Raw genomic sequence first — 24,298 nt, forward strand, 5'->3', positions numbered from 1 at the left:
ATGGGTTGTTCGTGGAGCGGATGCCGCAGGGACGCGCATTCTCCCGTAATTCAGAGAACTTCCGGTTATATGGAGGACTCCGCGGCCGGCACGGCCACGCTGCCCCGCACCATCCGGCGGAGTTCCGGCAGGCAGGAGCCGCACTGCGTGCCGCACCCCAGCGCCGCCTGCAGCTGGCCCAGCCGCTCGGCATCGCCGCCGTGGCACCGCCCGAGCTGTGCTGCGATCGCCACATCGCTCACGTTCATGCAGCTGCACACGGGGCGGCTGCGCGGCGGGGCGGGCGTGGCGCTGTCCGGGGCCTGCAGGCCCGGCGACAGCAGCCGGCGACCATAGCCCTGCGCGGGCCGCTCTTCCTGCAACAGTCCGCGCAGCCAGGCCTCCGCGCTGGTGTCTCCGGCCAGCAGCAGGGCGCCCAGCCGCAGTTCCTGGCTGCCGGCGGTGCCGGTGCCGGGCTCCATGCCGGGCCCGCCGGCCGCCGTGGGCGCGGCTTCGAGCCGCATGGCCCGCCGCTGGCCGCGCCGGGCGTCGGCGTAGCGGAGGGTGTCGGCGCCGCCCAGGCCGAGCAGGGCCTCGATGCGTGCCAGCAGCGCATCGGGCGCGGGAGCGGCGCCGGCGGCCCGCAGGAGCACCCCGTGGCGCTCGCGCGCAGGCTCCGACAGGGGCGCGTTGTTGCCGAACGGCACGCAGACCGCGAAGGGGAAGCCGGCCAGCAGGCCGGCGAGCTGCGCGCGCACGGCCAGGGCTTCATCCGCCGGCAGCCAGGCCATGCCGTAGAGCCGCCAGGGCAGGGCGGCCCGCTCGATGTGCACGGCCGCATGCTTGAGCTCGGGCTGCTTCGATGCCGGGCAGAAGGCCGGCGAGGTGACGGCGTTCACGCCCAGGGCGGGCGGCGGTGCGTCCGTGCCGTCTGCGATGCCGTCCTGCGCGCCGGCGTGGCCGCAGAGCATTTCACCGCCCCAGTGCATGGCGATGAAGGCCTGCGAGAGCCCCACGTCGGTGCTGGCCTGCACGGGCACGACGACCGCGCCCCGCCGGCTTTCCACCCGCACCAGCTCGCCTTCGGCGAGCCGGCGGCGCTCCATGTCCTGCGGGTGCAACTGCACGCAGGGTTCGGGCGTGTGGCCGAAGAGGCGGCCCAGGGTGCCGGTGCGGCTCATGCCGTGCCACTGGTCGCGCAGGCGGCCGGTGGTGAGGCTGAACGGATAGCGGGCGCTGCGCGGCTCGGCGACGGGTTTCCAGGGAGCGGCGGCGAAGCGCGCGCGGCCGTCCGGCGTGGGGAAGACCCCGTCCTCGTAGAGGCGGGCGCGGCCCTGCGCGGCCCCTTCCGGAAACGGCCAGTGCTGCGGTCCCTGCATGTCGATCAGTGCCCACGACAGGCCCGTGATGTCCAGGTCGCGGCCGCGCGTGGTCTCGCGGTGCTCGTTCCAGATCGCCTCGGCACCGGCCTCGGCGCCGCCTGTGTCGTAGGGGAACAGGCTGGCGCCTTGCGGGCGCAGCCGGTCCTGCAGCCGGCGCGCGAATTCCACCGCGATCGCCCAGTCGTGCCGGGCCTGCCCCGGCGCCGGCACGGCCGGCCGCACCCGCGAAATGCGGCGCTCGCTGTTGGTGACGGTGCCCGTTTTCTCGCCCCAGGTGGTGGCGGGCAGCAGCAGGTCGGCATAGGCACAGGTGGCGGTCGTGGAAAAGGCCTCCTGCACCACGACGAACTCCGCGCGTTCCAGAGCGCGGCGCACCGTGGCCTGGTCCGGCAGGCTCTGCGCGGGATTGGTGCAGGCGATCCACAGCGCGCGGATCTCCCCGTCGGCGGCGGCCTGGAACATCTCCACCGCCGTCCTGCCGGGCGTGGCGGGCACCTCGGGCACGCCCCAGAGCGCGGCCACCTCGGCGCGGTGCGCGGGGTTCGCCAGGTCGCGGTGGGCGGAGAGCAGGTTGGCCAGCCCACCCACCTCCCGCCCGCCCATGGCATTGGGCTGGCCGGTGAGCGAGAAGGGACCCGCGCCGGGGCGTCCGATCTGGCCGCAGGCAAGGTGGAGATTGACGAGGGCGGCGTTCTTGTCCGTGCCGCTGCTGCTCTGGTTGAGTCCCTGGCAGTAGAGGCTCAGTGTCGGGGCGCGGCCCCCGGCGCCGCTCGCGGGCGCATCGGCGCCGCCGAGCGCGAACCAGCGCGCGGCCGTGGCGAGCTGCGCCTCGGTGACGCCGCAGACCTCGGCCACCCGCGCGGGCGTGCAGTCGCGCACGGTGGCCTTGAGCGCCTCGAAGCCCGTGGTGTGCGCCGCGATGTAGCCGGCGTCCACCCAGCCCTCCCAGAGCATGAGGTGCAGCATGCCGTGGCAGAGCATGACGTCGGTGCCGGGCAGGATGGGCAGGTGCAGGTCGGCCATCGCCGCCGTCTCGGTGCGGCGCGGGTCGGCCACGATGATCTTCATGCCCGGGTTCGCGGCCCGCGCGTCCTCGATGCGCCGCATGAGGATGGGGTGCGCCCAGGCCGTGTTGCTGCCCGTGATGAACAGGCACTGCGCCAGCGCCAGGTCTTCATAGCAGGCCGGCGGCGCGTCCGCGCCCAGCGTGGCCTTGTAGCCCGCGACGGCGCTGCTCATGCACAGGCGGGAATTGGTGTCGATGTTGTTGGTGCCGATCAGCCCCTTGGCCAGCTTGTTGAAGACGTAGTAGTCCTCGGTGAGCAACTGGCCCGATACGTAGAACCCGACCGCATCGGGGCCGTGCGCCTGCACGATGTCCGCGAACTTCTCCGCGGCCATGTCCAGCGCGGCATCCCAGCCGATGGGGCCGGGCGCCTGGCCGCGCTGGGTGCGGTGCAGCGGCGTGAGCAGGCGGGTCTGCAGGGCGACGGGCTGCGTGGCGGTGAGGTGCAGCGTGGAGCCCTTGGTGCAGAGGCGGCCGAAATTGGCGGGATGGGTGGGGTCGCCGCGCACGCCGGTGATCCGGTTGCCGGTGGATTCGATGATGACGCCGCAGCCGGTGCCGCAGTAGGGGCAGGTGGAGTGGGTTTCTTTGTTGTGCATGGCGGGGGGCTGCTGGTTGGTTTTTTCCCGGGGCCGGGATGCGCGCCCGGCGGCGCACCTACTTTCTTTTGCTTCGCCAAAAGAAAGTAGGCAAAGAAAAGGCGAGCCCTGGTGTCTGCGTCCCCCTTCGCCCCGCAGGGGCGAAGGGGGCAGCCTGCGGTGCTCGGAGGCAAGGCGCGGCTGCGGAACTCGCTGCGCGCTGGCGCGCTCCGCTCGGACAACCGCAGCCAGTCAGATGACGAAGCAGGCGTGTCCTTCGGCACGCCTGCGCGCCTTGCCTCCTGCGCTCCTCGGCGCAGCCACGAGGGCGGGGTGCAGCATACGGGCCATTGCTTCGCTCGGCCCTTGGTGCGCGAGTGCTGCGCACCGCGCACCGTTTTTCTTGGGGGCCGAGCGCAGCGATGGCCCGGGTCACCCCTTCTGGATGCGCCTGGGGGTCGCATCCAGCAGGGTCGCCTTTCTTTTGGCTACTTTTCTTTGGCGAAGCAAAGAAAAGTAGCTCGCCCGCCGGGGCGATATCCCGGCTCCGGAAGGAAAACTCAACACAACGGCTCATGGCGCCACCGGGGATAGGGGGCGAATCCCTAAGCCGCCACACCCCGCCTCACCGGCCCCGCCACCGGCCTGGCCTCCCCCACCGCATGCCCCGCGAGCTCGCCCGCATCCAGGAACACCTTCCCATCCTCCACTTTCACCGCGAACCGCGGCGTGCAGCCTTCGTCCGGTGCGGCGGCCTGCCCGTCGCACAGGCCGATGCTCCAGTTGTGCAGGGGGCAGGCGACGCTGCGGCCGAAGACGATGCCCTGCGAGAGCGGGCCGCCCTTGTGCGGGCAGCGGTCGAGGAGGGCGAAGACGTCTCCGGCGTCGTTGCGGAACACCGCGACGTCGAGCCCGTGCGGCCGGGCGACGCGGCGCGCGCCGAGCACGGGGATGTCGTCCACGCGGCAGATGGGGGTCCATTGGGTCATCGGGGGCCTCTCGCGGGTTTCGTGGGAATTCGGGGAAGGATCGGGACGGTCAGGAATCAGCGGGTGGCTTCGGCTGCAGCAGCGGAAGGCGCCAGCGGGACGAACTGCCGGGTATCCACCGCGGCCTTGTCGAACTCGAACCAGGGGTCGGGCTCGCCGTCGAGCGCGAACTGCAGCTGGGCCCAGAGCGCCTTGCGGCCTGCGTGGTCTTCGAGGATGCGCTTCTTCACGTAGTCCAGGCCCACGCGGTTCACGTAGTGCACGGTGCGCTCCAGGTACCAGCCCTCCTGGCGATAGAGCTCGCAGAAGGCGCCCGTGTATTCGAGCACTTCCTCGGCGGTCTTGAGCTTGGTGAAGAAGTGGGCGACCTCGGTCTTGATGCCGCCGTTGCCGGCGATGTACATCTCCCAGCCGGAGTCCACGCCGATGATGCCCACGTCCTTGATGCCGGCCTCGGCGCAGTTGCGCGGGCAGCCGCTCACGGCGAACTTGACCTTGTGGGGGGCGTACATGCGCCACATCGCGCGCTCCAGGTCCTTGCCCATCTGCGTGCTGTCCTGCGTGCCCATGCGGCACCATTCGCTGCCCACGCAGGTCTTCACCGTGCGCAGCGCCTTGGCGTAGGCGTGGCCGCTGGGCATGCCGATGTCCTTCCAGACGTTGACGAGGTCTTCCTTCTTCACGCCGAGCAGGTCGATGCGCTGGCCGCCCGTGACCTTCACGGTGGGGATGTTGTATTTGTCCACGGCATCGGCGATGCGGCGCAGTTCGTCGGCGGTGGTTTCGCCGCCCCACATGCGCGGAACCACGCTGTACGTGCCGTCCTTCTGGATGTTGGCGTGCGAGCGCTCGTTGATGGCGCGGCTCTGCGGGTCGTCCCTGGCTTCCTTGGGCCAGGTGCTGATCAGGTAGTAGTTCACCGCGGGCCGGCAGGTGGGGCAGCCATCGGGCGTCTTCCACTCCAGGAATTTGAAAACGTCCTGGATGGTGAGCAGGCGGTGGGTGCGGATCGCGTCGCGCACGGCCTGGTGGCCGTGGTCGGTGCAGCCGCAGACGGCCTTGGTCCGGGGCGTGGCGGAGTAGTCGCCGCCCGCGGTGAACATGATGATCTGCTCCACGAGGCCGGTGCAGGAGCCGCAGCTCGCGCTGGCCTTGGTGTGCTTGCGCACGTCCTCCAGCGTGAACAGGCCCTTGTCCTTGATCGCCTTGCAGATCGCGCCCTTGGTCACGCCATTGCAGCCGCAGACCTCGTCGGTATCCTGCATGGCGGCGGCCTTGCTCTGGCCCTGGTGGCCGGTGTCGCCGAGGTGGGATTCGCCGAACATCAGCTTGTCGCGGATATCTCCGATGGAGCGGCCCTCGCGCAGCAGCTTGAAGTACCAGCTGCCGTCCACGGTGTCGCCGTAGAGACAGGCACCCACGAGTTGGTCGTCGCGGATCACCAGCTTCTTGTACACCCCGCCGAAGGGATCGCTCATCACGATTTCCTCCGTGCCCTCGCCGCCCTGGAAGTTGCCGGCGGAAAACAGGTCGATGCCGGTCACCTTGAGCTTGGTGGAGGTGAGCGAGCCCTGGTAGCGCGCGATGCCGTACTCGGCCAGGTGGTTGGCCAGCACCTTGCCCTGCTCGAAGAGCGGCGCCACGAGGCCGTAGGCGATGCCGCGGTGCGCGGCGCATTCGCCCACCGCGTAGATGCGGGCATCGGTCACCGTCTGCAGCGTGTCGCTCACCACGATGCCGCGGTTCACGTGCAGGCGCATGCTCTCGGCGAGCTGCGTGCTCGGGCGGATGCCCACGGCCATGACGACGAGCTGGGCAGGCACCTCCGTGCCGTCCTGGAAGCGCACGGCGGCCACGCGGCCCGAGGCATCGCCCACCAGCTCCCGGGTCTGCGCCTTCATGAGGAAGCCCATGCCGCGCTCCGCCAGGGATTTCTGCAGCATGCGGCCGGCCACGTCGTCGAGCTGGCGCTCCATGAGCCACTCGCTCGCATGCACCACGGTCACGCGCATGCCGCGCTTCATGAGGCCGTTGGCGGCCTCCAGCCCGAGCAGTCCTCCGCCGATCACGACCGCGTCGCGGTAGATGGCGGCCGCATCGATCATGGCCTGGGTGTCGGCGATGTCGCGGTAGGCCAGCACGCCCGAAAGCTGATTGCCGGGAATGGGCAGGATGAAGGGATTGGAGCCGGTGGCGAGGATCAGCCGGTCGTAGGGCGCCTCGATGGTGCGGCCCTGGGCGTCCGTGCCGTGCACGATGCGCCGGGTACGATCCACCTCGCGCACGGTGCAGCCCGCGTGCAGCGTGATGCCGTTGTCCTCGTACCAGGACCAGTCGTTGAGGACGATCTCCTCCAGCGTCTGCTCGCCCGCGAGCACGGGCGACAGCAGGATGCGGTTGTAGTTGGGGTGCGGTTCGGCGCCGAAGACGGTGATCTCGTACAGATCGGGCGCGATCTTCAGCAGCTCCTCGAGCGTGCGCACGCCGGCCATGCCGTTGCCCACCATCACCAATCTGGATTTCTTCATCGTGACCCCCACGGGCGGTTCGGAAAACAAAAAAGGCGTCCGCACCCTGCATGCGCCGCAATAGCGGGCCGCTCGCACGGGTGGGGACGCCTTCGTCCTGGCCTGCACCCCCTGCGCCATTGCAGGGGGGCGGACCGCGTGGCCATCCTCGGCCACGCGAAGTCTTTAGCAATGGACGTGCCAGGACGCGGGCGTCATCGGTGTGCGGGTACGCTTGGGAGGGCGTCCAGCGAATCTACTGCGCGGGCTGCTGCAATTTGCACGGTTTTCGTTATGGAATCCATAACGTTTGATTGCGGCATGACGGGCGGGCGTGAACCGCTTCGGTGCATCGCCCCGCCCTGGTGCATGCTGCCTTGAGCGGAAATCCCGGGGTGCGAGGTGATGCGCCGGGCGACCTCGCCTCGTCGTCAGGTCGAGGTGCCGGCGTGGAGGCGGAAGAGGGAAACCGCTTCCATCAGCGCCACGGCCTGCTGCTCGAGGCTGCGGGCGGCCGCAGCGCTTTCCTCGGCCAAGGCGGCATTGCGCTGCGTGGAGTCCTCCAGCTGCCCTATCGTCGTGCCGACCTGCGCGATGCCGTCGCTCTGGTCCGATGTGGCGGCACTGATTTCCGTCACGACCACGGCCATGCGGGACACGGCCGCCTCGATCTCCCGCATGGCATCGCCCGACTCGCTGGCGATCGAGGACCCGTTGCGAACCTGCCCCTGGCTGCTCTGGATGAGGTCCCTGATCTCCCGCGCGGCGGCCGCGCTGCGCTGGGCCAGGCTTCTGACCTCCGCCGCGACCACGGCGAAACCCCGGCCGTCCTCCCCGGCCCGGGCAGCCTCCACGGCGGCATTCAGCGCGAGGATGTTGGTCTGGAAGGCAATGCCGTCGATCACGCCGATGATGTCGCCGATGCGCGATGAACTCCCGTCGATGCCGCTCATGGCCTCGACCACGCGGGAGACGGCATCGCGGCCCTTCAGCGCCACCTCTGCCGCTTCCTGGGCGAGCTGGCTGGCGGTCCGGGTGTGATCCGCGTTGGAGCGCACTGTCTCGGTCAGCGCATCCATGGTGGCCGAGGTCTCCTGCAGGGCGCCGGCCTGGCCCTCGGTCTGCTGGCTGAGGTTGGAACTGCCCGCGGCGATCTGCGTGGCGCCGGTGGATATCGAGTCCGCGACGTCCCGCACTTTCATGACGATGCCGTGCAGGCTCTGCTGCATGGCCGCGATCGATGCGAAAACGCTGTCCGGATGGGTCCCGGGGGGCAGCGGAATCGGCGTCAGGTCACCGCCGGCCACGCGGCGCGCGGCGCCGCCCAGGTCCGCGGGTTCGCCGCCCAGCGACAGCCTGACGCTGCGCACGATCCACCAGCATGCGCCGACCGCCAGTACCGTACCGAGGCCGCCCAGAGCCATGGTGATCCATGCGGTGAGGTGCGCATCCTTGCGCGCCTGCAGCGCGAGCGCCTCCGACAGTTCCACCTGCCGCTTGACGCTCTCGTCCACGGCCTTGAAAAGCGGCATCTGGCGGTCGCGCATGGGCCCGATGAGGTTTTTGCGCGCTTCGTCCAGGGAGCCCTGCAATGCCAGACGCGACGTCTTGTCGATTTCGGCATTGAACGCATCGATGAAGCCGGCCACCTCCTGCAGGCGCTGGCGCGCTGTCTCATCGGTTTCTGCCCGCAGGATCTCCGACAGGACATTCTTGTTGGTGGTCTTGATCGCGTCCGATTTCTTGAGCTCGGCCTGCTGGAAGGCGCGGTCCTGGCTGATGAGGACATTGCGCAGCTGGTGGCCCTGGGCATTGAAGTTGTTCCGCAGGAGTTGCAAATTCTCCAGCCGTGCGATCCGCTCGCTGGCGATGCGGTCCGCGACGTCTGCCAATGCGTTCGTGCGCCGGGCGGAGTAGCCGCACACGGTCACGAGAAGGGTGACGATGAGCACGTAGGCCAGGGCTATGCGCGTGGAAAGCTTCATGACGTAAGGGGGAGGGGCTGTATCAGGATTAATGTAACAAAATTGAGAAAACTGTTGGGTGACTTTGGGAAAAATGTCACGCAGAACTGAAACGGGCTCCAGCGGGACCATGGGCGCGGCGGCGGGGAGATGATTTCGCGTGTGCGTGAACTCTTTCGCTGCGGGTCGCGGGATTGCAGCGGATGGCCTGCACACTGCGTGGCAACGATGTTTCCCCGAGGAGCCTTCCATGAGCCTGCAGAACGCCACCGCCCGGATGGGCATGCTGCCTGCCCACCCGCCGCGCTTCGATACCGAGCGCTTCGTCGTCGTGCCCCTGCAGCCCGCGAAGGCGCGTGAGCTGCTGGAGGTCCTGCTGTGCGATCCCCTGCTGGCCGAGCAACTGCCCTGGCTGGCGGACAAGTCCGCCGACGGCGCGCGGTCCGAGGCGCTGCTCGCCAGCATGCAGTGCGCCGCTGGCACGGCCATCATCTGGGGCATCGTGGAAAGGGCGCGCGCGGCCTGCATCGGCGCGGTGATCGCCCGCCACAGCCTGGAGGGCATCGACGTGGAGGTGCTCTGCGCGTCGCAGTTCTTCGGGCAGGGGGTGGCCGACGAGGCCGGCGAACCCGCCATGGCATGGCTGGACGATGCGATGGAAGTGACGCTCCTGCCCCTGGACGCCTGATGGCGGCTCAGCCGTCGCTGTCGCCCCATCCACCGAGCACCTTGTAGAGCGTGACCCGGTTGGACTGGTCGGCCAGTTGCACGCCGATCAGCCCCTGCTGCGCGGTGTAGAGCGAGCGCTGCGCATCCAGCACGGCCAGGTAGCTGTCGGCGCCCAGCCGCCACCGGGCCAGGGTCAGGTCGAGCGCGCGCTGGCTGGAGTCCACGAGGGATTGCTGCGCCTGCAGGCGCTCCTGCAGCGTGGCGCGCTCGGCCAGCGCGTCCGCTGCCTCGCGAAAGGCCGTCTGCACGGTCTTCTCGTACTGGGCCAGGGCGGTTTCCCGCGCGACCTCGGCCACGCGCAGGTTGGCCCGGTTGCGCCCGCCGTCGAAGATCGGCAGGCGGATCTGCGGCGCGAAGCTCCAGGTGCCGTTGCCCGCGCCGAAAAGTCCCGACAGTTCGTTGCTCGCCGTGCCCACGCTGGTGGTGAGCGTGATGGAAGGGAAGAACGCGGCGCGCGCGGCGCCGATATTGGCGAACGCGCCCCGCAGCGAGCGCTCGGCCGCCTGCACGTCCGGGCGGTGCAGCAGCGTGGAAGACGGCAGCGAGCCCGCGGGCACCGCCAGGGCCTGCGCCACCGACACCGCGGGCCGCTGCCAGCGCGCCGGATCGGGACTGCCGGCGCGGTCGCCGCCCGGCGCGGAGGCCCCGGTTTCCGCGGGCGGCGGCGCCAGCGCCTCCAAGGCCGCGGGCGGCAGCAGGGCATCGTCCACGGGGCGTCCCGCCAGCAGGTGGAGCGCGTTGCGGTCCCTGGCGAGCTGGGTGGCGGCGCTGGCGAGGTCGGTGCGCGCCGCATCGACCGTGGCCTGCGTCTGCGTGAGCGTGAGGCCCGAGGTGGCTCCCTGTTCATAGCTGCGCCGCGCCAGGGCGAGCGACTGCGACCGGGTGCGCAGCGTTTCGCGCGCCAGCAGCAGGCGGCGCGCGTCGGCGTCGAGCGCGAGCCAGGCGCCGGCCACGTCGGCCACCAGGCTCAGGCGCACGCTGCGCGCGTTCTCGCCCACGCGCAGGAATTCCTGCAGCGCGGCATCGTTGAGGTTGCGCACCCGGCCGAAGAAGTCGATCTCGTAGCTCGCGAAGCCGATCTGGGCGCTGTACTGGCTGGCCGTGCTGGCGCGGCCGGCGGCGGTGAGATCGTCGGCCGTGCGGCTGCGGGTGCCGGCGCCCGTGGCGCCCACGGTGGGGAAGAGGTCCGCGCGGCTCACGCCGTACTGGGCCCGGGCCCGCTCGATGGCCAGCACGGCCACGCGCAGGTCGCGGTTGGCTTCGAGCGATTGCGCGATCACGCCCCGCAGCCGCGGCTCCGTGATGAACGACTCCCAGGGCCTCAGGCCGATGTCCACCGCGATTCCGAAGGTCACGCTGTCGGTGCCGCGGGTGGACGGGGAACCGACCACCTCCGGCACGGGCAGCGCGGGCTTCCAGAACGGCGGCGCGAGGTTGGTGCAGCCCGCCGCGAGCAGCGCGGCGGCCAGGGTCGCCCCGCTGGCGAGGCGCGGGCAGGCGAAAAGGGAGGGAAAGGGCGCGCGCGTCATGCGGAGGCTCCGGAGGCAGGGCTGGAAGGCGGGGGGGCGTCGGTGCCCGCCGACGGGTGCGCCGCGTCGGGCCCGGTACGCGCCCCGCGCCGGGCGAAGAAGCCGCGGATCAGCACGAAGAACACCGGCACGAAGAAGATGCCCAGCACCGTGGCAGACACCATGCCGCCCAGCACCGCGGTGCCGATCGCCTGGCGCCCGCCCGCGCCCGCGCCGGTGCCGATCGCCAGCGGCAGCACGCCGAAGCCGAAGGCCAGCGAGGTCATCAGGATGGGCCGCAGCCGCAGCCGCACGGCCTCGAGCGTGGCGTCGATCACGCTGCGCCCGGCGGCCTGCAACTGGGTGGCGAATTCCACGATCAGGATGGCGTTCTTCGATGCCAGCCCCACGGTGGTCAGCAGCCCCACCTGGAAGTACACGTCGTTCGACAGTCCTCGGATGCCGATGCCCAGCAGCGCACCCACGATGCCCAGCGGCACCACCAGGATCACCGAGAACGGCACCGACCAGCTCTCGTACAGCGCGGCCAGGCACAGAAATACGAACAGGATGGAGATCGCGTAGAGCAGCGGCGCCTGCGAGCCCGAGAGCCGTTCCTGGTAGGAGGCGCCGGTCCATTCGTAGCCGATGCCCGGAGGCATCTGCTTCATGATCTCGTCCACCGCCGCCATGGCCGCGCCGGAGCTGACGCCCGGCGCCGCGTCGCCCACGAACTCGTAGCTCGGGCTGCCGTTGTAGCGCTGCAGCTGCGGGGAGCCGTAGGTCCAGTTCGTGGAAGAGAACGCGCTGAACGGCACCATCTGGCCCTGGTTGTTGCGCACCGTCCAGGGGCCGATGTCCTGCGGCAGCATGCGGTAGGGCGCGTCGCCCTGCATGTACACGCGCTTGACGCGGCCCTTGTTGAGGAAATCGTTCACGTAAGTGCCGCCGATGGCGCTCGAGAGCGTGCTGTTGATGTCGGCGGTGGCCAGGCCCAGCGCACCGGCCTTGGCGTCGTCGATGGACACGCCCAGCTGGGCGGTGTCGTCGGGGTTGTTGCTGCGCACGTTGGAGAGCTCGGGCCGCCCGGAGGCGAGCTTCAGCACCTGGTCGCGCGCGGCCACGAGCGCCGCGTGGCCCAGCCCGTTCAGGTCCTTGAGCTGGAAGTTGAAGCCCGCGTTGGCGCCCAGCCCGCGCACGGCCGGCGGCAGCACGACGAAGATGCGCGCGTCCCGGATCCGGCGCAGGTCGCGGGTCGCCTTGCGCGCGATCGCGTCGGCGCTCTGCCCGGGGCCCTGGCGTTCGCTCCAGGTCTTCAGGCGCACGAATCCGCGCGCGGAACTCTGGTCGCCGTTGGCCCCGGTGATGGAGTTGAAGCTCACCACGTCGGGCTGCTCGGCGAAGTATTTCTGCACCTCGGCCATCACCGCCTGCAGCCGGGTATTGGACGAGCCCGCGGGCAGGGTGATCTGCACCTGCATGGCCCCCTGGTCCTCGTTGGGCAGGAAGGAAGTGGGCAGGCGCATGAACAGCACCGCCATGCCGCCCACGATGAGCGCGTAGATCAGCATCATGCGGCCGCCACGGCGCACGATGCGGCCCACGCCGCGCTGGTAGCCGTCGGCCGTGCGGTCGAAGCGGCGGTTGAAGCCGGCGAAAAAGCGGTCCAGCCAGCCCAGCGGGCCGCGCCGCGGCACGCCGCCGTGCGGGCTGTGCGCGCCCTTCGGGATGGGCTTGAGCAGCGTGGCGCAGAGCGCCGGCGTGAGCGTGAGGGCCACCAGCACCGACAGCACCATCGCCGAAACCACGGTGATCGAGAACTGCCGGTAGATCACGCCCGTCGAGCCGCCGAAGAATGCCATCGGGATGAACACCGCCGAGAGCGTGAGCGCGATGCCCACCAGGGCCGGCGTGATCTCCGCCATCGACTTGCGGGTGGCCTCCTTCGGCGTAAGCCCTTCCTCGCTCATCACGCGCTCGACGTTCTCCACCACCACGATCGCGTCGTCCACCAGCAGGCCGATCGCCAGCACCATGCCGAACATCGTGAGCGTGTTGATCGAATAGCCCGCCGCCGAGAGCACCCCGAAGGTGCCCAGCAGCACCACCGGCACGGCGATGGCCGGGATCAGCGTGGCGCGGAAGTTCTGCAGGAAGAGATACATCACCAGCACCACGAGCACCATGGCCTCGGCCAGCGCCTTGACCACCTCGTCGATGGAGGCCTCGACGAACGGCGTGGTGTCGTAGCTCGTGAACGGCTTGAGCTGGTAGGGGAAGAAGGGCCGCAGCTCTGCGATCTTGGCGTTCACCGCCTCGGCCACCGCCATGGCGTTGGCGCCGTCGGCCAGCACCACGCCCATGCCCGCGCCCGGCCGCCCGTTGAGCCGCGAGGTGATGGTGAGGTTCTCCGCGCCGAGTTCGATGCGCGCGACGTCCTTCAGGCGCACCACCGAGCCGTCGGTGGCCACCTTGAGCACGATGTTCTCGAACTCGGCCCGGCTCTGCAGCTTGCTGCGCGCGGTGATGGTGGCGTTGAGCTGCTGGCCGCCCACGGCGGGCAGGGCGCCGAGCTGCCCCGCCGAAACCTGCGCGTTCTGCGCGTTGATGGCGCTGCCCACGTCGGAGGGCATCAGCGCGTATTTTTCGAGCTTGGCGGGATCCATCCACACGCGCATCGCGTAGGGCGTGCCGAAGGTCGCCACGTCGCCCACGCCATCGACGCGGCTGATGACGTCCACGAGGTTGCTGGAGATGTAGTCGCCGATGTCCACCTGCGTGACCGACGGGTCGGGCGAGGTGAAGCTGACGATCATCAGGTAATCGTTGCCGCCCTTGGTGACCGTCACGCCGCGGCTCTGCACCGCCGGCGGCAGGCGCGACATGGCCTGCTGCAGCTTGTTCTGCACCTGCACCTGCGCCACGTCGATGTTGGTGCCGGCGTTGAAGGTGAGCGTGGTGCGCGAGCTGCCCGAGGCGTCGCTGGTCGAGCCCATGTAGATGAGGTTGTCCAGCCCCTTGAGCTGCTGCTCGATCACCTGCGTGACCGATTCCTCCACCGTCTTGGCCGATGCGCCGGTGTAGATGGCGCTGATGGATACGCGCGGCGGCGCGATGTCGGGGTACTGCTCCAGCGGCAGATTGCGGATCGACATCGCGCCCGCGAGCATGATGACGATGGCGATGACCCACGCGAAGATGGGCCGGTGGATGAAGAACTGGGCCATGGCGCGTCCTCAGCGCGCGGCCGCCGGGGCGCTGCCCGCGGCGCCGGGGGCAGCGGGTGCCGGCGCCGATGTTCCCTGGGAGGGCGAGAGCGCGGCGCCCTGCGGCAGGCTCTTCACCTCCACCGGCTTCACCGCGTCGCCCGGCTGGATGCGCTGCAGGCCGTCCACGATGACGCGGTCGCCCGGCGCCATGCCCGCCGTCGCCACCCAGCGATTGCCCACGGCCGCGCCCACCTCGATGCCGCGGCGCTCCACCTGGTCCTGCGCGTTGGCGACCAGCACGCTGGCATTGCCGGCGGCGTCGCGCGTCACGCCCTGCTGCGGCACGAGCAGGGCCTGCTCGTTCACGCCGGTCTCCAGCACGGCGCGCACGTACATGCCGGGCATGAGCAGCCCGTCCGGGTTGGGCACCACGCCGCGCAGCGTGACCGCGCCGGTCGTCGGATTGACCGTGATGCCGCTGAACTGCAGCCGGCCGGCGTGGGCATAGGTGCTGCCGTCCTCGAGCCTGAGCCGCATGCGCGCCTGGCCCTCCCCGACGCGCTGCAGCCGGCCATTCGCCAGTTCGGTCTTCCAGCGCAGCACGTCGGTGCTCGACTGGGTGACGTCCACGTAGAGCGGATCGACCTGCGAGACGGTGGTGAGGGCGGTCGCCTGGTTGGCGGTGACCAGGGCCCCGGGCGTGACGCTGGACGTCGCCGTGCGGCCGGAGATGGGCGACTGGATGCGCGCGTAACCCAGGTTGATGCGCGCCGTGGCCACCGCGGCGCGTGCCACGGCCACATCCGAGCGCGCCTGCTGGGCCGCCGCCTGGCTGTCGTCCGCCACCTGCCGGCTGACGGCCTCGATCTTCGCCAGCTCGGCATTGCGCCGCGCGTTCGACTCCGCCGATGCGGCGGTGGCCTGGGCCCGGCCCAGCGAGGCCTCGGCGCTGGCCAGGGCCGCCTCCAGCGGCGCCGGGTCGAGCTGGTAGAGCGCCTGGCCCGCCTTCACTTCCGCGCCCTCCGTGAACAGTCGTTTCTGCACGATCCCGCCCACCTGGGGCCGGATCTCGGCCACGAGATAGGCATTGGTGCGTCCCGGCAATTCGGTGGTCACGGACTGGCGCTCGGGCTGCAGCGTGACCACGCCCACTTCCACGGGGCCGCGCGGCGCCGGCGCCGGGGCCTTGTCCGAACAGCCGGCCAGGATCGTCCCCAGGCCCAGCACCAGCCACGCGGCGCGGATCCGCCGTGCGCCACGGGCGCGGCCACCCTCCAGCGCGACCGTGGGAGTGCGCGACGGTCGTTCGAGCGGAAAGGCAGCGGCGGAAACGGGAGGGACGGCGAAGCGGGGGGCGGAGCAGGAGGGCGTGGAATTCATGGCGGGCGCTGCTGGGAGAACCAGGCATTCTCACCGCCGAATGAAAACGGCTTGTGAAGCGCGAAGGCCAGCGTTTCCGCATTCCGTTCCTGCGGCCGCCGTGCTGTGGCATACCAGGCTTGCATGGAACTTGCATCGTGGAGTCCACGCTACAGGGCCTTGGAATACACCGGATTCCGCAAACAGTCCGCCTGTTCCGTCAATCGGAATGGCAGCATGGCAATCTGCGAAGCGCCCAGTGCCATGGCGAGTTTGGGCCGATGGCGGGGCCAGGGCCTTGAAAGAGAGCTTGGGGCACCGAAGCCAGAATTCTGATTACGGATGAGTTTTTCTGGTTGCATCAATTTTGCAGTTTTGACTTAATGCTTCACCAATAGCCGTCCGAGCCGAAACGCTGTCCCGCTTCCAACAGAAATCATCCAGCCGAGGAGAAACCCCATGCGCGTCAACCTTCCCGTCACCACCCAGGAATACCCCTTCCCACGGGGCGAGACACTGGTTTCCACCACCGACCTGCAAGGGCGCATCCTCTACTGCAATCCCATGTTCGTGGAGGTGAGCGGGTACGAGCGCGCCGAGCTGCTGGGCCAGCCGCACAACATGATCCGCCACCCGGACATGCCGGAAGAGGCGTTCCGCGACATGTGGGAAACCATCGCCGCCGGGTGGCCGTGGTCCGCCGCGGTGAAGAACCGCCGCAAGGACGGCACTTACTACTGGGTCATGGCCAACGTCACGCCGCTGATGGAGGACGGGCGCCCGGTGGGATACATGTCCGTGCGCACCGAGGCCTCGCGCGAGCAGATCGCGGACGCGGAAGCGCTCTACGGCCGGATGCGCGCGGAGAAGCAGGCCGGCCGCATGGTGCATGCGCTGCAGCGCGGCCGGGTCGTGCGCAGGACGCTGTCCGGTCGCATCCGCCAGGCGTTGGAGATCGGCCTGGGCGGGCAGGTGGCCATGGCCTTCGCCGCCGTATGGCTGGCGGCGTTCCTCGCGGGACTCGTGGACCAGGAATCGGGCATGTTCTCCGCGCTGGCGTGGCTGGCCGCCGCCGGCGTGGCCCTGGGCGGATTCGCATGGGTGCGCCGCACCGCCGTGCTGCCGCTCGTCGCCATGGTGGGGGCTGCCAACCGGATGGCGGCCGGCGACCTCACGCAGAGCGTCACCGTGACGCGCACCGGCCTGACCGGCGAACTGCAGCGCGCGCTCGCGCAGCTCAACGTCAATCTGCTGTCCATCGTGCGCGACGCCCGGCAGGAGAGCGACAAGATGCGCATGTCGAGCCGCGAGATCGCGCAGGGCAACCAGGAGCTGTCTTCCCGCACCGAGAACCAGGCGAGCAATCTGCAGCAGACGGCCGCCTCGATGGAGGAGATCACCGGCACCGTCAAGCAGACCGCCGACTCCGCGCGCCAGGCCAGCGAACTCGCCCAGCAGGCCACCGGCGTGGCCGAGCGCACCAGCGGCGCGGTGGAAGAGGTGGCCACGACCATGCGCGAGATCCAGACCTCGTCCGGCCGCATCGGCGAAATCACCGGGCTGATCGATTCCATCGCCTTCCAGACCAACATCCTCGCGCTGAACGCGGCCGTGGAGGCGGCGCGCGCGGGCGAGCACGGCCGCGGCTTCGCCGTGGTGGCCGCCGAGGTGCGCAGCCTGTCGCAGCGCACACAGTCCGCCGCCAAGGAAATCCGCCAACTGATCGAGGAATCCGCGGCGCGGGTGGGCGAGGGCCACGCGCGCACCGATGGTGCCCGCCGGACCATGCAGGAATCGCTCGAACTGGTGCGCCGCGTGGGCGTGTTCATCGGGGAGATCCACAGCGCCTCGAACGAGCAGCTCTCGGGCATCTCGCAGGTGAATGCGGCCGTTGCCCAACTGGACACCATCACCCAGCAGAACGCGGCGCTGGTGGAGGAGAGCGCGGCTCTGGCCATCGAACTCGAACGGCAGGCGCAGACCGTGTCGGAGTCGGTGCAGGTGTTCCGCCTGGACCGGGGGCCCCGCGCCGCCGCGCCCGACGCCGTGGCCCTGCGCAAGGCGGCCAAGGCCGGCAGGGCCACCGCCGCGGCACTGCCCGCGCTGCGCTGACGCCCGCCGCGGCGGCTTTTTGCAACCTTGTGTATCCCGCCCGGCCATGGCCGGGCCACGCCCCGTTGCGGTCCGCGCGGCTTGCATGGACACTGGCGCCAGGCCAGATGCCGTTCACCATCCAGCACCGGGAGGCTTCCATGACCGCAGTCGCAGACATCCTCAGATCCAAGGCCCACCAGGAGGTCTTCACCATCGCGCCGTCCGACTCCATGCTCGACGCGCTGCGCCTGATGGCCGACAAGGGCATCGGTGCGCTGCTCGTGATGGACGGGGAGCGCATCGCCGGCATCGTCACCGAGCGGGATTACGCGCGCAAGGTGGCGCTGCTGGGGCGCACGTCGGGCGACACCCGCGTGGCGGACGTGATGACGCGCGCCGTGCGCTTCGTGCGGCCCGCGCAGACCAGCGGCCAGTGCCTGGCGCTCATGAGCGAGAACCGGCTGCGGCACCTGCCCGTCGTGGAGGAGGACGGCACGCTCGTGGGCCTCATCTCCATCGGCGACCTCGTGAAGGACGTGATCTCCGAGCAGCAGTTCATCATCGAGCAGATGGAGCAGTACATCACCGGGGGCGGACGGCCCGCCTAGGCGGCTCGCCGGCGCCGCTCCGGAACACGGCGCTCCCCGTCAAAGCGCAAGCGAGGTCTGCTGCTGGCCGAAGTGCCTCCCGAGTGCGGGGATGACCTGCAGGCCATAGAGCCGGTAGGACGTCAGCAGGGCATTCCTGTCCAGGGTATTGCCCGTGAAGAAGCCCACCATGTGGCCAGCCCCCGTGCGGCGCGCCTGCTCCACGATCTGCTCCACGACATCGGCAGGCGACCCGGCGATGGTGTCCTGTTCGAGGATGGAGGGAATGCGGTGGCGTGCGGTGTCGGCCTGTTCCAGCGCCTCGGCCCGGCCCGGTGCCACGAAGATGCACCGCCTGATCGCCAGCCGGGAAGACACCTCGTCTTCGGACCCGGCATGGATGGCGTTGCGGTATTCATCGAAGAGTGCGCAGACTTCGTCCACGGAGAGGAAGCCCGTACAGACCTTGTGCCCCTCGCGAGCGGCTTCCTGCGCGGCCCTGGCGCTGCGCACCGTCGCCCAGACCGGCGGGAAGGGCCTCTGCAGTGGCGACGGAACGATGTGGAGGTTCTTCAGCGTCCAGTAGGTGCCCGCATGCTCCAGGGGGACCGTGTCCATCGCCTTCCGGATGATGTGCCGGGCTTCATCGAACATCGGCTGCAGATGCTCCTGGTCCACGCCCAGGGCAGCCGCCTCGTCCGGACCGGACCCGCGTGCCAGGCCGACTTCCAGCCGTCCTCCGCTCAGGTGGTCGAGTACGCCGATCTCCTCCAGGACACGCCACGGCTGGCTGAGCGGAAGCACCCATCCCAGGACTCCGATCCTCAACCGCTTCGTCACTGCCGCGGCCGCGGCCGCGACCAGGGCGGGCGCCGGAGAAACCCGTGCGCCGCCGAAATGGTGTTCGCTGAAGAAGATGCCTTCGTATCCGAGCGCTTCCGCGTCGGCCCAGCTCTTTCTTCGCCAGGTGAGTTCCGCCTGATAGTTGGCCGGGTCGAAAGCGGCAGGGTTTTCGTCAGCGGAAACGTTGAATTGTTCGAAGATCCAGGATTTCATCGGTGCAGTGTTTTCATTTTCCAGGGGATTCGGGGATGCCGGGCGGGCGGCTTTGCGGGTCATGCACGCTTGCGCATAGGGGTCGGGTTCCTGGCGCGTGCCCCAGGCTGCCCCGGCGCGGCCTCTGTCGTCAGATAGGGGGCGAGGTAGTGCAGGATCCTTTCCCGCGTGTCTGCAGGGTCGATCACTTCCGTGACGAGGCCTTTCTCCGCCAGCCGGGCCGGCGCCGAGATCTCGCGGCGGAGCAGTTCCACCACCCGCCGCTTTTCAGGGGGAGCGCTTTCCAATATCGCTTCCATCGTTTTGATGCCGAAAACCCCGATATGGGCGTGCGGAAAGGCGAGAATCGCCACGGGGTCGAAGCCGGGGCCGTGCATGGCGTACAGTCCGCCGGTAAAAGCCTTTCGCACGACGATGAGGATTTTCGGGACGGTGCTCCGGACATGCGCCGAAAACAGTTCGGCCGCTGCGGAGAATATGCCGCTGCGCTCCGCTTCCCTGCCTATCATGAAACCCGGTACATCCGCGAAGAAAACGATGGGAATGCGGAGCTTGTCTGCAATGCGGATGGCGCGGACCATTTTCCTGGCCGATGGCCCCTGGATGGCGCCCGACTGGTGCCTGGGATTGTTGGCGATCAGCGCCATGGGGTGTTTCCCCACGGTCGCGAAACCGGTCAGGACCTCGGGAGCGTGGCGGGGGCTGATTTCCACCAGGCTGCCTGCATCGGCGACCGCCTCGACCAGGGCGTGCGCGTCGTAGGGCCTGCCAGGGTCGTGCGGGATGAGGCTGCCGATGTCCATTGGCCGCGGCCTGGGGCCCCTCGCCGGCCTCCTGGGTGCTTGCCGGCTGTCCAGGCGTATCAGCTTTCGCGCGCATGCGAACAGCGCCTGCTCGTCGTCGAAAACCAGTTGCGCCGAACCGGCGTCGCTGTGCACTTGCGCTCCCCCCAGCGACTGCAGGTCGCATTCCTGCCCCAGCATGGCCCGGACCATGTCGGGGCGTCCCATGCACAGGGCCCCTTTGCGGGTCATCAGCACGAGGTCGGCCAGCATGAGCGGCAACGCGAGAGGGCCGGAGGTCGGTCCCAGGACGGCGGAAACCATCAGATGCTGTTCCGCGAACCTGGCCAGGCACGCGCTGACCCGCCCCATGCCGGAAGGCGACAGCAGCAGGGTGGAAAGATCTGCCGTGATCACGCGGGTGGTATCGAATCCCCGGTCCGGATCGCCCAGTTGATCCTGCACATAAAGCAGGGGGGCGCCCGCCTGCGCCGCCTGCTCGACAGTGCGGATGATGTGCGGCGCGGTGTTCCGTTGCAGTCGATCGTCGAATTCGCAGTCACGGCCCCGGTTCATGATCAGGAAAACGGTGCGTGAATCGACGAGGCCCTTGCCGCAGATGAAATGGCTTTCAATGGATGGTCGCGTTTCGGTGAATGTTCCAGTATCGAAAATCGATCTTGTTCTGGCTGCGGAAATCGACAAGGGTTTCTCCTCGTGTTTTGTCGGGATTGTTATGTAAATAATTCTCGAGAATTTGAGGTGAAGAGAAATTTAATTTCTGCGGCGATTAACTAATTTGTATGTGGATGGGAGGGCACGGCGCTGCGTCCGACGCGCTGCCCGGGCATTTCCGACAGGATATGGCCAGGTCGCGGTGGTCCAATGCGAGAACTCGGCCGTAGCCCATCCGTTGTCCCGAAGGCTCCCTTCCTGACCCTGACCCTGACCCTGACCCGCCGCATGTCCGCATTGCCCACACATTCCAGCGCAGAGCCCCGGGCGCACCATGCGGTGCCGCCCATCGAGGGCACCGGTCCCATCGACGCCACCCCGGCCGCCCGCGCCGCCGCGGCCCGCAGCGTTCCGCCACCGGACACGCGCTCCCCGGCCGACCGCTACGAGGAGCTGTTCGTGGAGGTGCAGCGCCAGCGCGTGTTCGAGGATTCCAAGACCTTCGTGGACTGTGCGCCCCGCATGCCGCCCGAAGACATCCTGGCCGCCTACCGCGCCGAACGCGGCGGTCCCGGCTTCGACCTGGCCGGCTTCGTGCATCGCCACTTCACCCCGCCGCGCAGCGCCTGCGAGCGTTCCACCGCGCCGCCGGGCCTGCCGCTGGCGGCGCACATCGACGCGCTCTGGGACGAACTGGCGCGGCACCCGGCCCACCACCCCCGGCGCGGTTCCCTGCTGGAACTGCCGCATCCCTACGTCGTGCCCGGCGGCCGCTTCGTGGAGATGTACTACTGGGATTCGTACTTCACCATGCTGGGCCTGGTGCCCAGCGGGCGCCCGCGGCTGCTGCATGCGATGACGGACAACTTCGCCTACCTCATCGACACCTACGGCCACGTGCCCAACGGCACGCGCACCTATTACCTGAGCCGCTCGCAGCCGCCGGTGTTCGCGCTGATGGCGGGCCTGTGCGAATCCACGCGGGGGCAGGGCGCGGGCCGCTACCTGCCGCAGATGCTGCGCGAATACGCTTTCTGGATGGACGGCGCCGACGGGCTGGAGCCCGGCGGTACCCACCGGCGCGTGGTGGCCCTGCCCGACGGCAGCGTGCTCAACCGTTACTGGGACGACCGCGACACCCCGCGGGAGGAATCCTGGCGCGAGGACATGGAAACCGCCGCCGCCTGCACCCGCCCGGCGCACGAGGTGTTCCGCGACCTGCGCGCGGCGGCGGAGTCGGGCTGGGATTTCAGCTCGCGCTGGCTGGACGACCTGGACGCCGCCGCCGCGCGCACCGCCTGCCTGGCCGGCATCTGCACCACGCGCATCCTGCCCGTGGACCTGAACGCGCTGCTGCACGCGAGCGAGACCATGATCGCGCGCCTGAGCCGCGAAGCGGGCGACACCGCCACCGCGGAGGATTTCGAGGGCCGCGCCGCGCGCCGTGCCGAGGCCATGACCCGCTTCCTCTGGAACGACGAGGCCGGTGCTTTTCTGGACTACGACTGGAAGAACCGCGTGCCACGGACCGCCCTCACCGCCGCGACGGTGGCGCCGCTTTTCACGGGCACCGCCACGCTGGAACAGGCGCGCGCGCTCGCTGCGACCGTGCGGCGGCGCCTGCTGGTGCGCGGCGGCCTCGCCACCACCGAGATCGCGAGCGGCGAACAGTGGGACCGGCCCAATGGCTGGGCACCGATGCAATGGATGGGCGCGCAAGGCTTCGCGCGCTATGGCGACCGGGACGAGGGCTGCCGCCAGCTGGCCAGCGACATCCGCGAGCGCTGGCTTGCCACCGTGCGCCACGTGTACGAGCAGGAAGGCCGGCTGGTGGAGAAATACGCGCTGTGCGAGAACGACTGCGATGCGTCCGCGGGCGGCGACGGCGGCGAATATCCGCTGCAGGACGGCTTCGGCTGGACGAACGGTGTGGTGCGGGCGTGGCTGGATGACCCGGCGTGGAAGGGGTCAACCGCCAAGGCCTGAGCCCCGGTTGAAGATACCCATCTTCAAGGAGATGTCAGAGTCGCACGGTCCAGGGAAGTCCTGCCATGTGGCTGACGGAGCAGACCTTGGGATGCGCGTCCACTGCACGTAGCCGCTGCTTGAGCTTCTGCCGGAGATCTGCGGGGTCCACCATCCTCGAGTGCTTTTCGCTCTGCTCGACGTGGAGCACGATCTTGAGGGATAGGCATTTAAGTAACTGGTGGCTCAGCGTCTTTTCATCCGTGTCCTGAGCGTTCAGGCGGGCGGGCAGCATGGCCGCGAGAGTGTGCAGGACCTTGGCTGCAACCGCATCGGCCAGCATGGATGGCTTTTCCGTATCCGGGTGCCGGTAGTCCTTCACTTCCACGAAGTACGCATGCTTTTCAGGCGAAAGCGCTACCACATCCACCGCTTTCAGACCATTGCAGATCCGGCTCATGTCTCCGCGATAGAAACTCCATTCATCGTATTTGCTTGCAGTCCAGCCCTCTGGAAAAGTGAAGTCCAGCCCATCCACATGCAGCGTGCTCTCAGGCATGTCAGTCCTCCAGTTCCAGGTAGCGGTCGGACTGGGCGAGGCTTTCCTCCAGCGCTGTGATATCTCCAATGTCCGCCAGGGTGGGGCCTTGGATGACAGCGATCCCGTTGTCGGAGGGCTGCAGTCCAAAGAATCGGGCTGCGACATCTGGATGGCGGTGGTCCTGCATCAGGATTTCGATCTCGCGCAGCAGAAACAGGCTGTGGGTCGCAAGAAATATCTGAATGCCTGACCGACTCAGGGCCGCTATGACGGCTGCAACCTCCTTGACCAGGCGCGGATTCAAGTTGGCTTCGGGCTCGTCCCAGAAAAGGTAGCCTCGGTCCAGCAGCACACCGGATGCGATCAGGCGTGCGAGCATGCCCAATTTTCTGAGTCCTTCGGCCACGAGAGGCATTTCCATTCTGCCGCTGCTGTGCTGGAGATAGAAGCGTCCGTTCGAATCGAGGTCGATGCTTCCATTCATGGCCTTTTCCAGTGGTTGGAGCAGTTCCTTGATCCGGTGCTGTTTCGGGCCTCGCTGTAGCGGAGTTCCCAGCAGCAGGCAGGTGTCGCGCCAGGTTTCCTCGAACTCGAGAAAACGGCTTTCATAGATGGAGACGAAGTTGGGAAAGATGGTCAGCAACTCGCGCGTCGGAAGATAGACGGGTGAAGAGGTGAGCCATTTCCTGGGAACGTTGCCCACGGCGACTTCCGACTTGCTGTTCGTGGCAAAGCTGAAGTCGATGTTCAACTCTGCGTCGGCGAAGAGCAAGGAGACATCGCACCGCTCTCGGCCTTGCCGCCTCCTGGCAAGGCGTCCCAGGCTTTCAGGGCGGAATACATTGACGAGCTTGGTGGCAAGAAGACTTTGCAGTGCAGATTTGGTCGGCGTCTCTGCAGTCGGTTTCCTGCCCTCGTCATGGCTGGCCGCCATGACGGAATAGGCCGCTTTCAGCAAATGCGTTTTGCCGGCGCCGTTCTCGCCGACGATCACATTCAGTTGAGCAGAAAAGTCCAATTTCACGTCGGAAAAGACCGTGAAATTTTTCAGGTGCATCTGTTTCAGCATTGTTTTCCTCACCTGGCGTTGGGGTGGACGTAGCGCCTTTTTCTAGTTGAAGAGATGTCGTTCATGCCGATGGTAACCAGTGCCCGGGCTTTCGATGCGACGTCCCTGCCTACGGTCGCATCCCTCTGCCGCAAAGGCAGGAGCGAGCGGCCGAGGCTGCCTCTGCGGTATGTGCAGACGCATTTCCTTCGTCTGGCCCGTCGTCGCCGCGCCGAGACGGCCGCCACCTCCACGGGGTTTGTCATCCCCGCGCCATATG

General features: G+C 68.7%; 15 protein-coding genes. 4 read left to right on the plus strand and 11 right to left on the minus strand.

From position 1 onward, the window contains the following. Window positions 1–65: 65 nt before the first annotated feature. The 4 genes from BLR99_RS18585 to BLR99_RS18600 all read right to left on the minus strand — a co-directional run bounded on the left by BLR99_RS18585 (window position 66) and on the right by BLR99_RS18600 (window position 8,486). On the minus strand, window positions 66–3,026 hold the full coding sequence (locus tag BLR99_RS18585; RefSeq protein WP_011795225.1) for a nitrate reductase: 2,961 nt from the start codon (window positions 3,024–3,026) through the stop codon (window positions 66–68). A gap of 584 nt (window positions 3,027–3,610) precedes the next feature. Beyond that, complete coding sequence (gene nirD, locus BLR99_RS18590; protein WP_011795226.1) at window positions 3,611–3,994, minus strand: nitrite reductase small subunit NirD; 384 nt, start codon at window positions 3,992–3,994, stop codon at window positions 3,611–3,613. 56 nt (window positions 3,995–4,050) lie between these two features. Beyond that, on the minus strand, window positions 4,051–6,522 hold the full coding sequence (gene nirB, locus BLR99_RS18595; protein ID WP_011795227.1) for a nitrite reductase large subunit NirB: 2,472 nt from the start codon (window positions 6,520–6,522) through the stop codon (window positions 4,051–4,053). A gap of 410 nt (window positions 6,523–6,932) precedes the next feature. Further along, window positions 6,933–8,486 (minus strand): methyl-accepting chemotaxis protein, encoded by a 1,554-nt coding sequence (locus BLR99_RS18600; protein ID WP_046059668.1) that lies wholly within the window; start codon window positions 8,484–8,486, stop codon window positions 6,933–6,935. Between the two features lie 229 nt (window positions 8,487–8,715). Between BLR99_RS18600 and BLR99_RS18605 the strand changes: the two genes are divergently transcribed. Beyond that, complete coding sequence (locus BLR99_RS18605; protein WP_011795229.1) at window positions 8,716–9,153, plus strand: GNAT family N-acetyltransferase; 438 nt, start codon at window positions 8,716–8,718, stop codon at window positions 9,151–9,153. A gap of 7 nt (window positions 9,154–9,160) precedes the next feature. Here the strand turns inward: BLR99_RS18605 and BLR99_RS18610 are convergent, their stop codons facing one another. From BLR99_RS18610 to BLR99_RS18620, 3 genes are read right to left on the minus strand one after another with little or no spacing between them, the layout of a single operon-like run. Then, window positions 9,161–10,723 (minus strand): TolC family protein, encoded by a 1,563-nt coding sequence (locus tag BLR99_RS18610; protein ID WP_046059667.1) that lies wholly within the window; start codon window positions 10,721–10,723, stop codon window positions 9,161–9,163. After that, window positions 10,720–13,929, minus strand: a complete 3,210-nt coding sequence (locus BLR99_RS18615; protein WP_046059666.1) for an efflux RND transporter permease subunit — start codon at window positions 13,927–13,929, stop codon at window positions 10,720–10,722. Before BLR99_RS18615 ends, BLR99_RS18610 begins: the two co-directional genes overlap by 4 nt. Before the next feature lie 9 nt (window positions 13,930–13,938). Continuing rightward, the gene (locus BLR99_RS18620; RefSeq protein ID WP_011795232.1) at window positions 13,939–15,291 is read right to left on the minus strand and encodes an efflux RND transporter periplasmic adaptor subunit; all 1,353 of its coding nucleotides are present in this window, start codon (window positions 15,289–15,291) and stop codon (window positions 13,939–13,941) included. Window positions 15,292–15,729: 438 nt separating this feature from the next. On the opposite strand from BLR99_RS18620, the gene BLR99_RS18625 reads away from it, so the two are divergent. Further along, entirely contained in the window at window positions 15,730–17,382 is a 1,653-nt protein-coding gene (locus tag BLR99_RS18625) for a methyl-accepting chemotaxis protein (protein ID WP_074687431.1), read from the plus strand. Window positions 17,383–17,522: 140 nt separating this feature from the next. Continuing rightward, complete coding sequence (locus tag BLR99_RS18630; protein ID WP_011795234.1) at window positions 17,523–17,972, plus strand: CBS domain-containing protein; 450 nt, start codon at window positions 17,523–17,525, stop codon at window positions 17,970–17,972. A gap of 39 nt (window positions 17,973–18,011) precedes the next feature. Here the strand turns inward: BLR99_RS18630 and BLR99_RS18635 are convergent, their stop codons facing one another. Together BLR99_RS18635 and BLR99_RS18640 are read right to left on the minus strand one after the other, a co-directional pair. Beyond that, the gene (locus BLR99_RS18635) at window positions 18,012–19,007 is read right to left on the minus strand and encodes an LLM class flavin-dependent oxidoreductase (protein ID WP_074687432.1); all 996 of its coding nucleotides are present in this window, start codon (window positions 19,005–19,007) and stop codon (window positions 18,012–18,014) included. Window positions 19,008–19,066: 59 nt separating this feature from the next. Beyond that, complete coding sequence (locus tag BLR99_RS18640) at window positions 19,067–20,494, minus strand: carboxyl transferase domain-containing protein (protein WP_074687433.1); 1,428 nt, start codon at window positions 20,492–20,494, stop codon at window positions 19,067–19,069. A 258-nt stretch (window positions 20,495–20,752) separates the two neighbouring features. Here BLR99_RS18640 and treF point away from each other — a divergent pair, with 258 nt between their 5' ends. Further along, entirely contained in the window at window positions 20,753–22,450 is a 1,698-nt protein-coding gene (gene treF, locus BLR99_RS18645) for an alpha,alpha-trehalase TreF (RefSeq protein WP_377792910.1), read from the plus strand. A 34-nt stretch (window positions 22,451–22,484) separates the two neighbouring features. Here treF and BLR99_RS18650 read toward each other — a convergent pair whose 3' ends face one another. Beyond that, window positions 22,485–22,988: a cysteine--tRNA ligase gene (locus BLR99_RS18650; RefSeq protein ID WP_017438991.1), complete on the minus strand. Its 504-nt coding sequence runs from the start codon at window positions 22,986–22,988 to the stop codon at window positions 22,485–22,487. Window position 22,989: 1 nt separating this feature from the next. Next, window positions 22,990–24,039: an AAA family ATPase gene (locus tag BLR99_RS18655; protein ID WP_029413123.1), complete on the minus strand. Its 1,050-nt coding sequence runs from the start codon at window positions 24,037–24,039 to the stop codon at window positions 22,990–22,992. Window positions 24,040–24,298: the final 259 nt, after the last annotated feature.

The sequence above is a fragment of the Paracidovorax citrulli genome (genome assembly GCF_900100305.1).
Lineage (GTDB): Bacteria > Pseudomonadota > Gammaproteobacteria > Burkholderiales > Burkholderiaceae_C > Paracidovorax > Paracidovorax citrulli.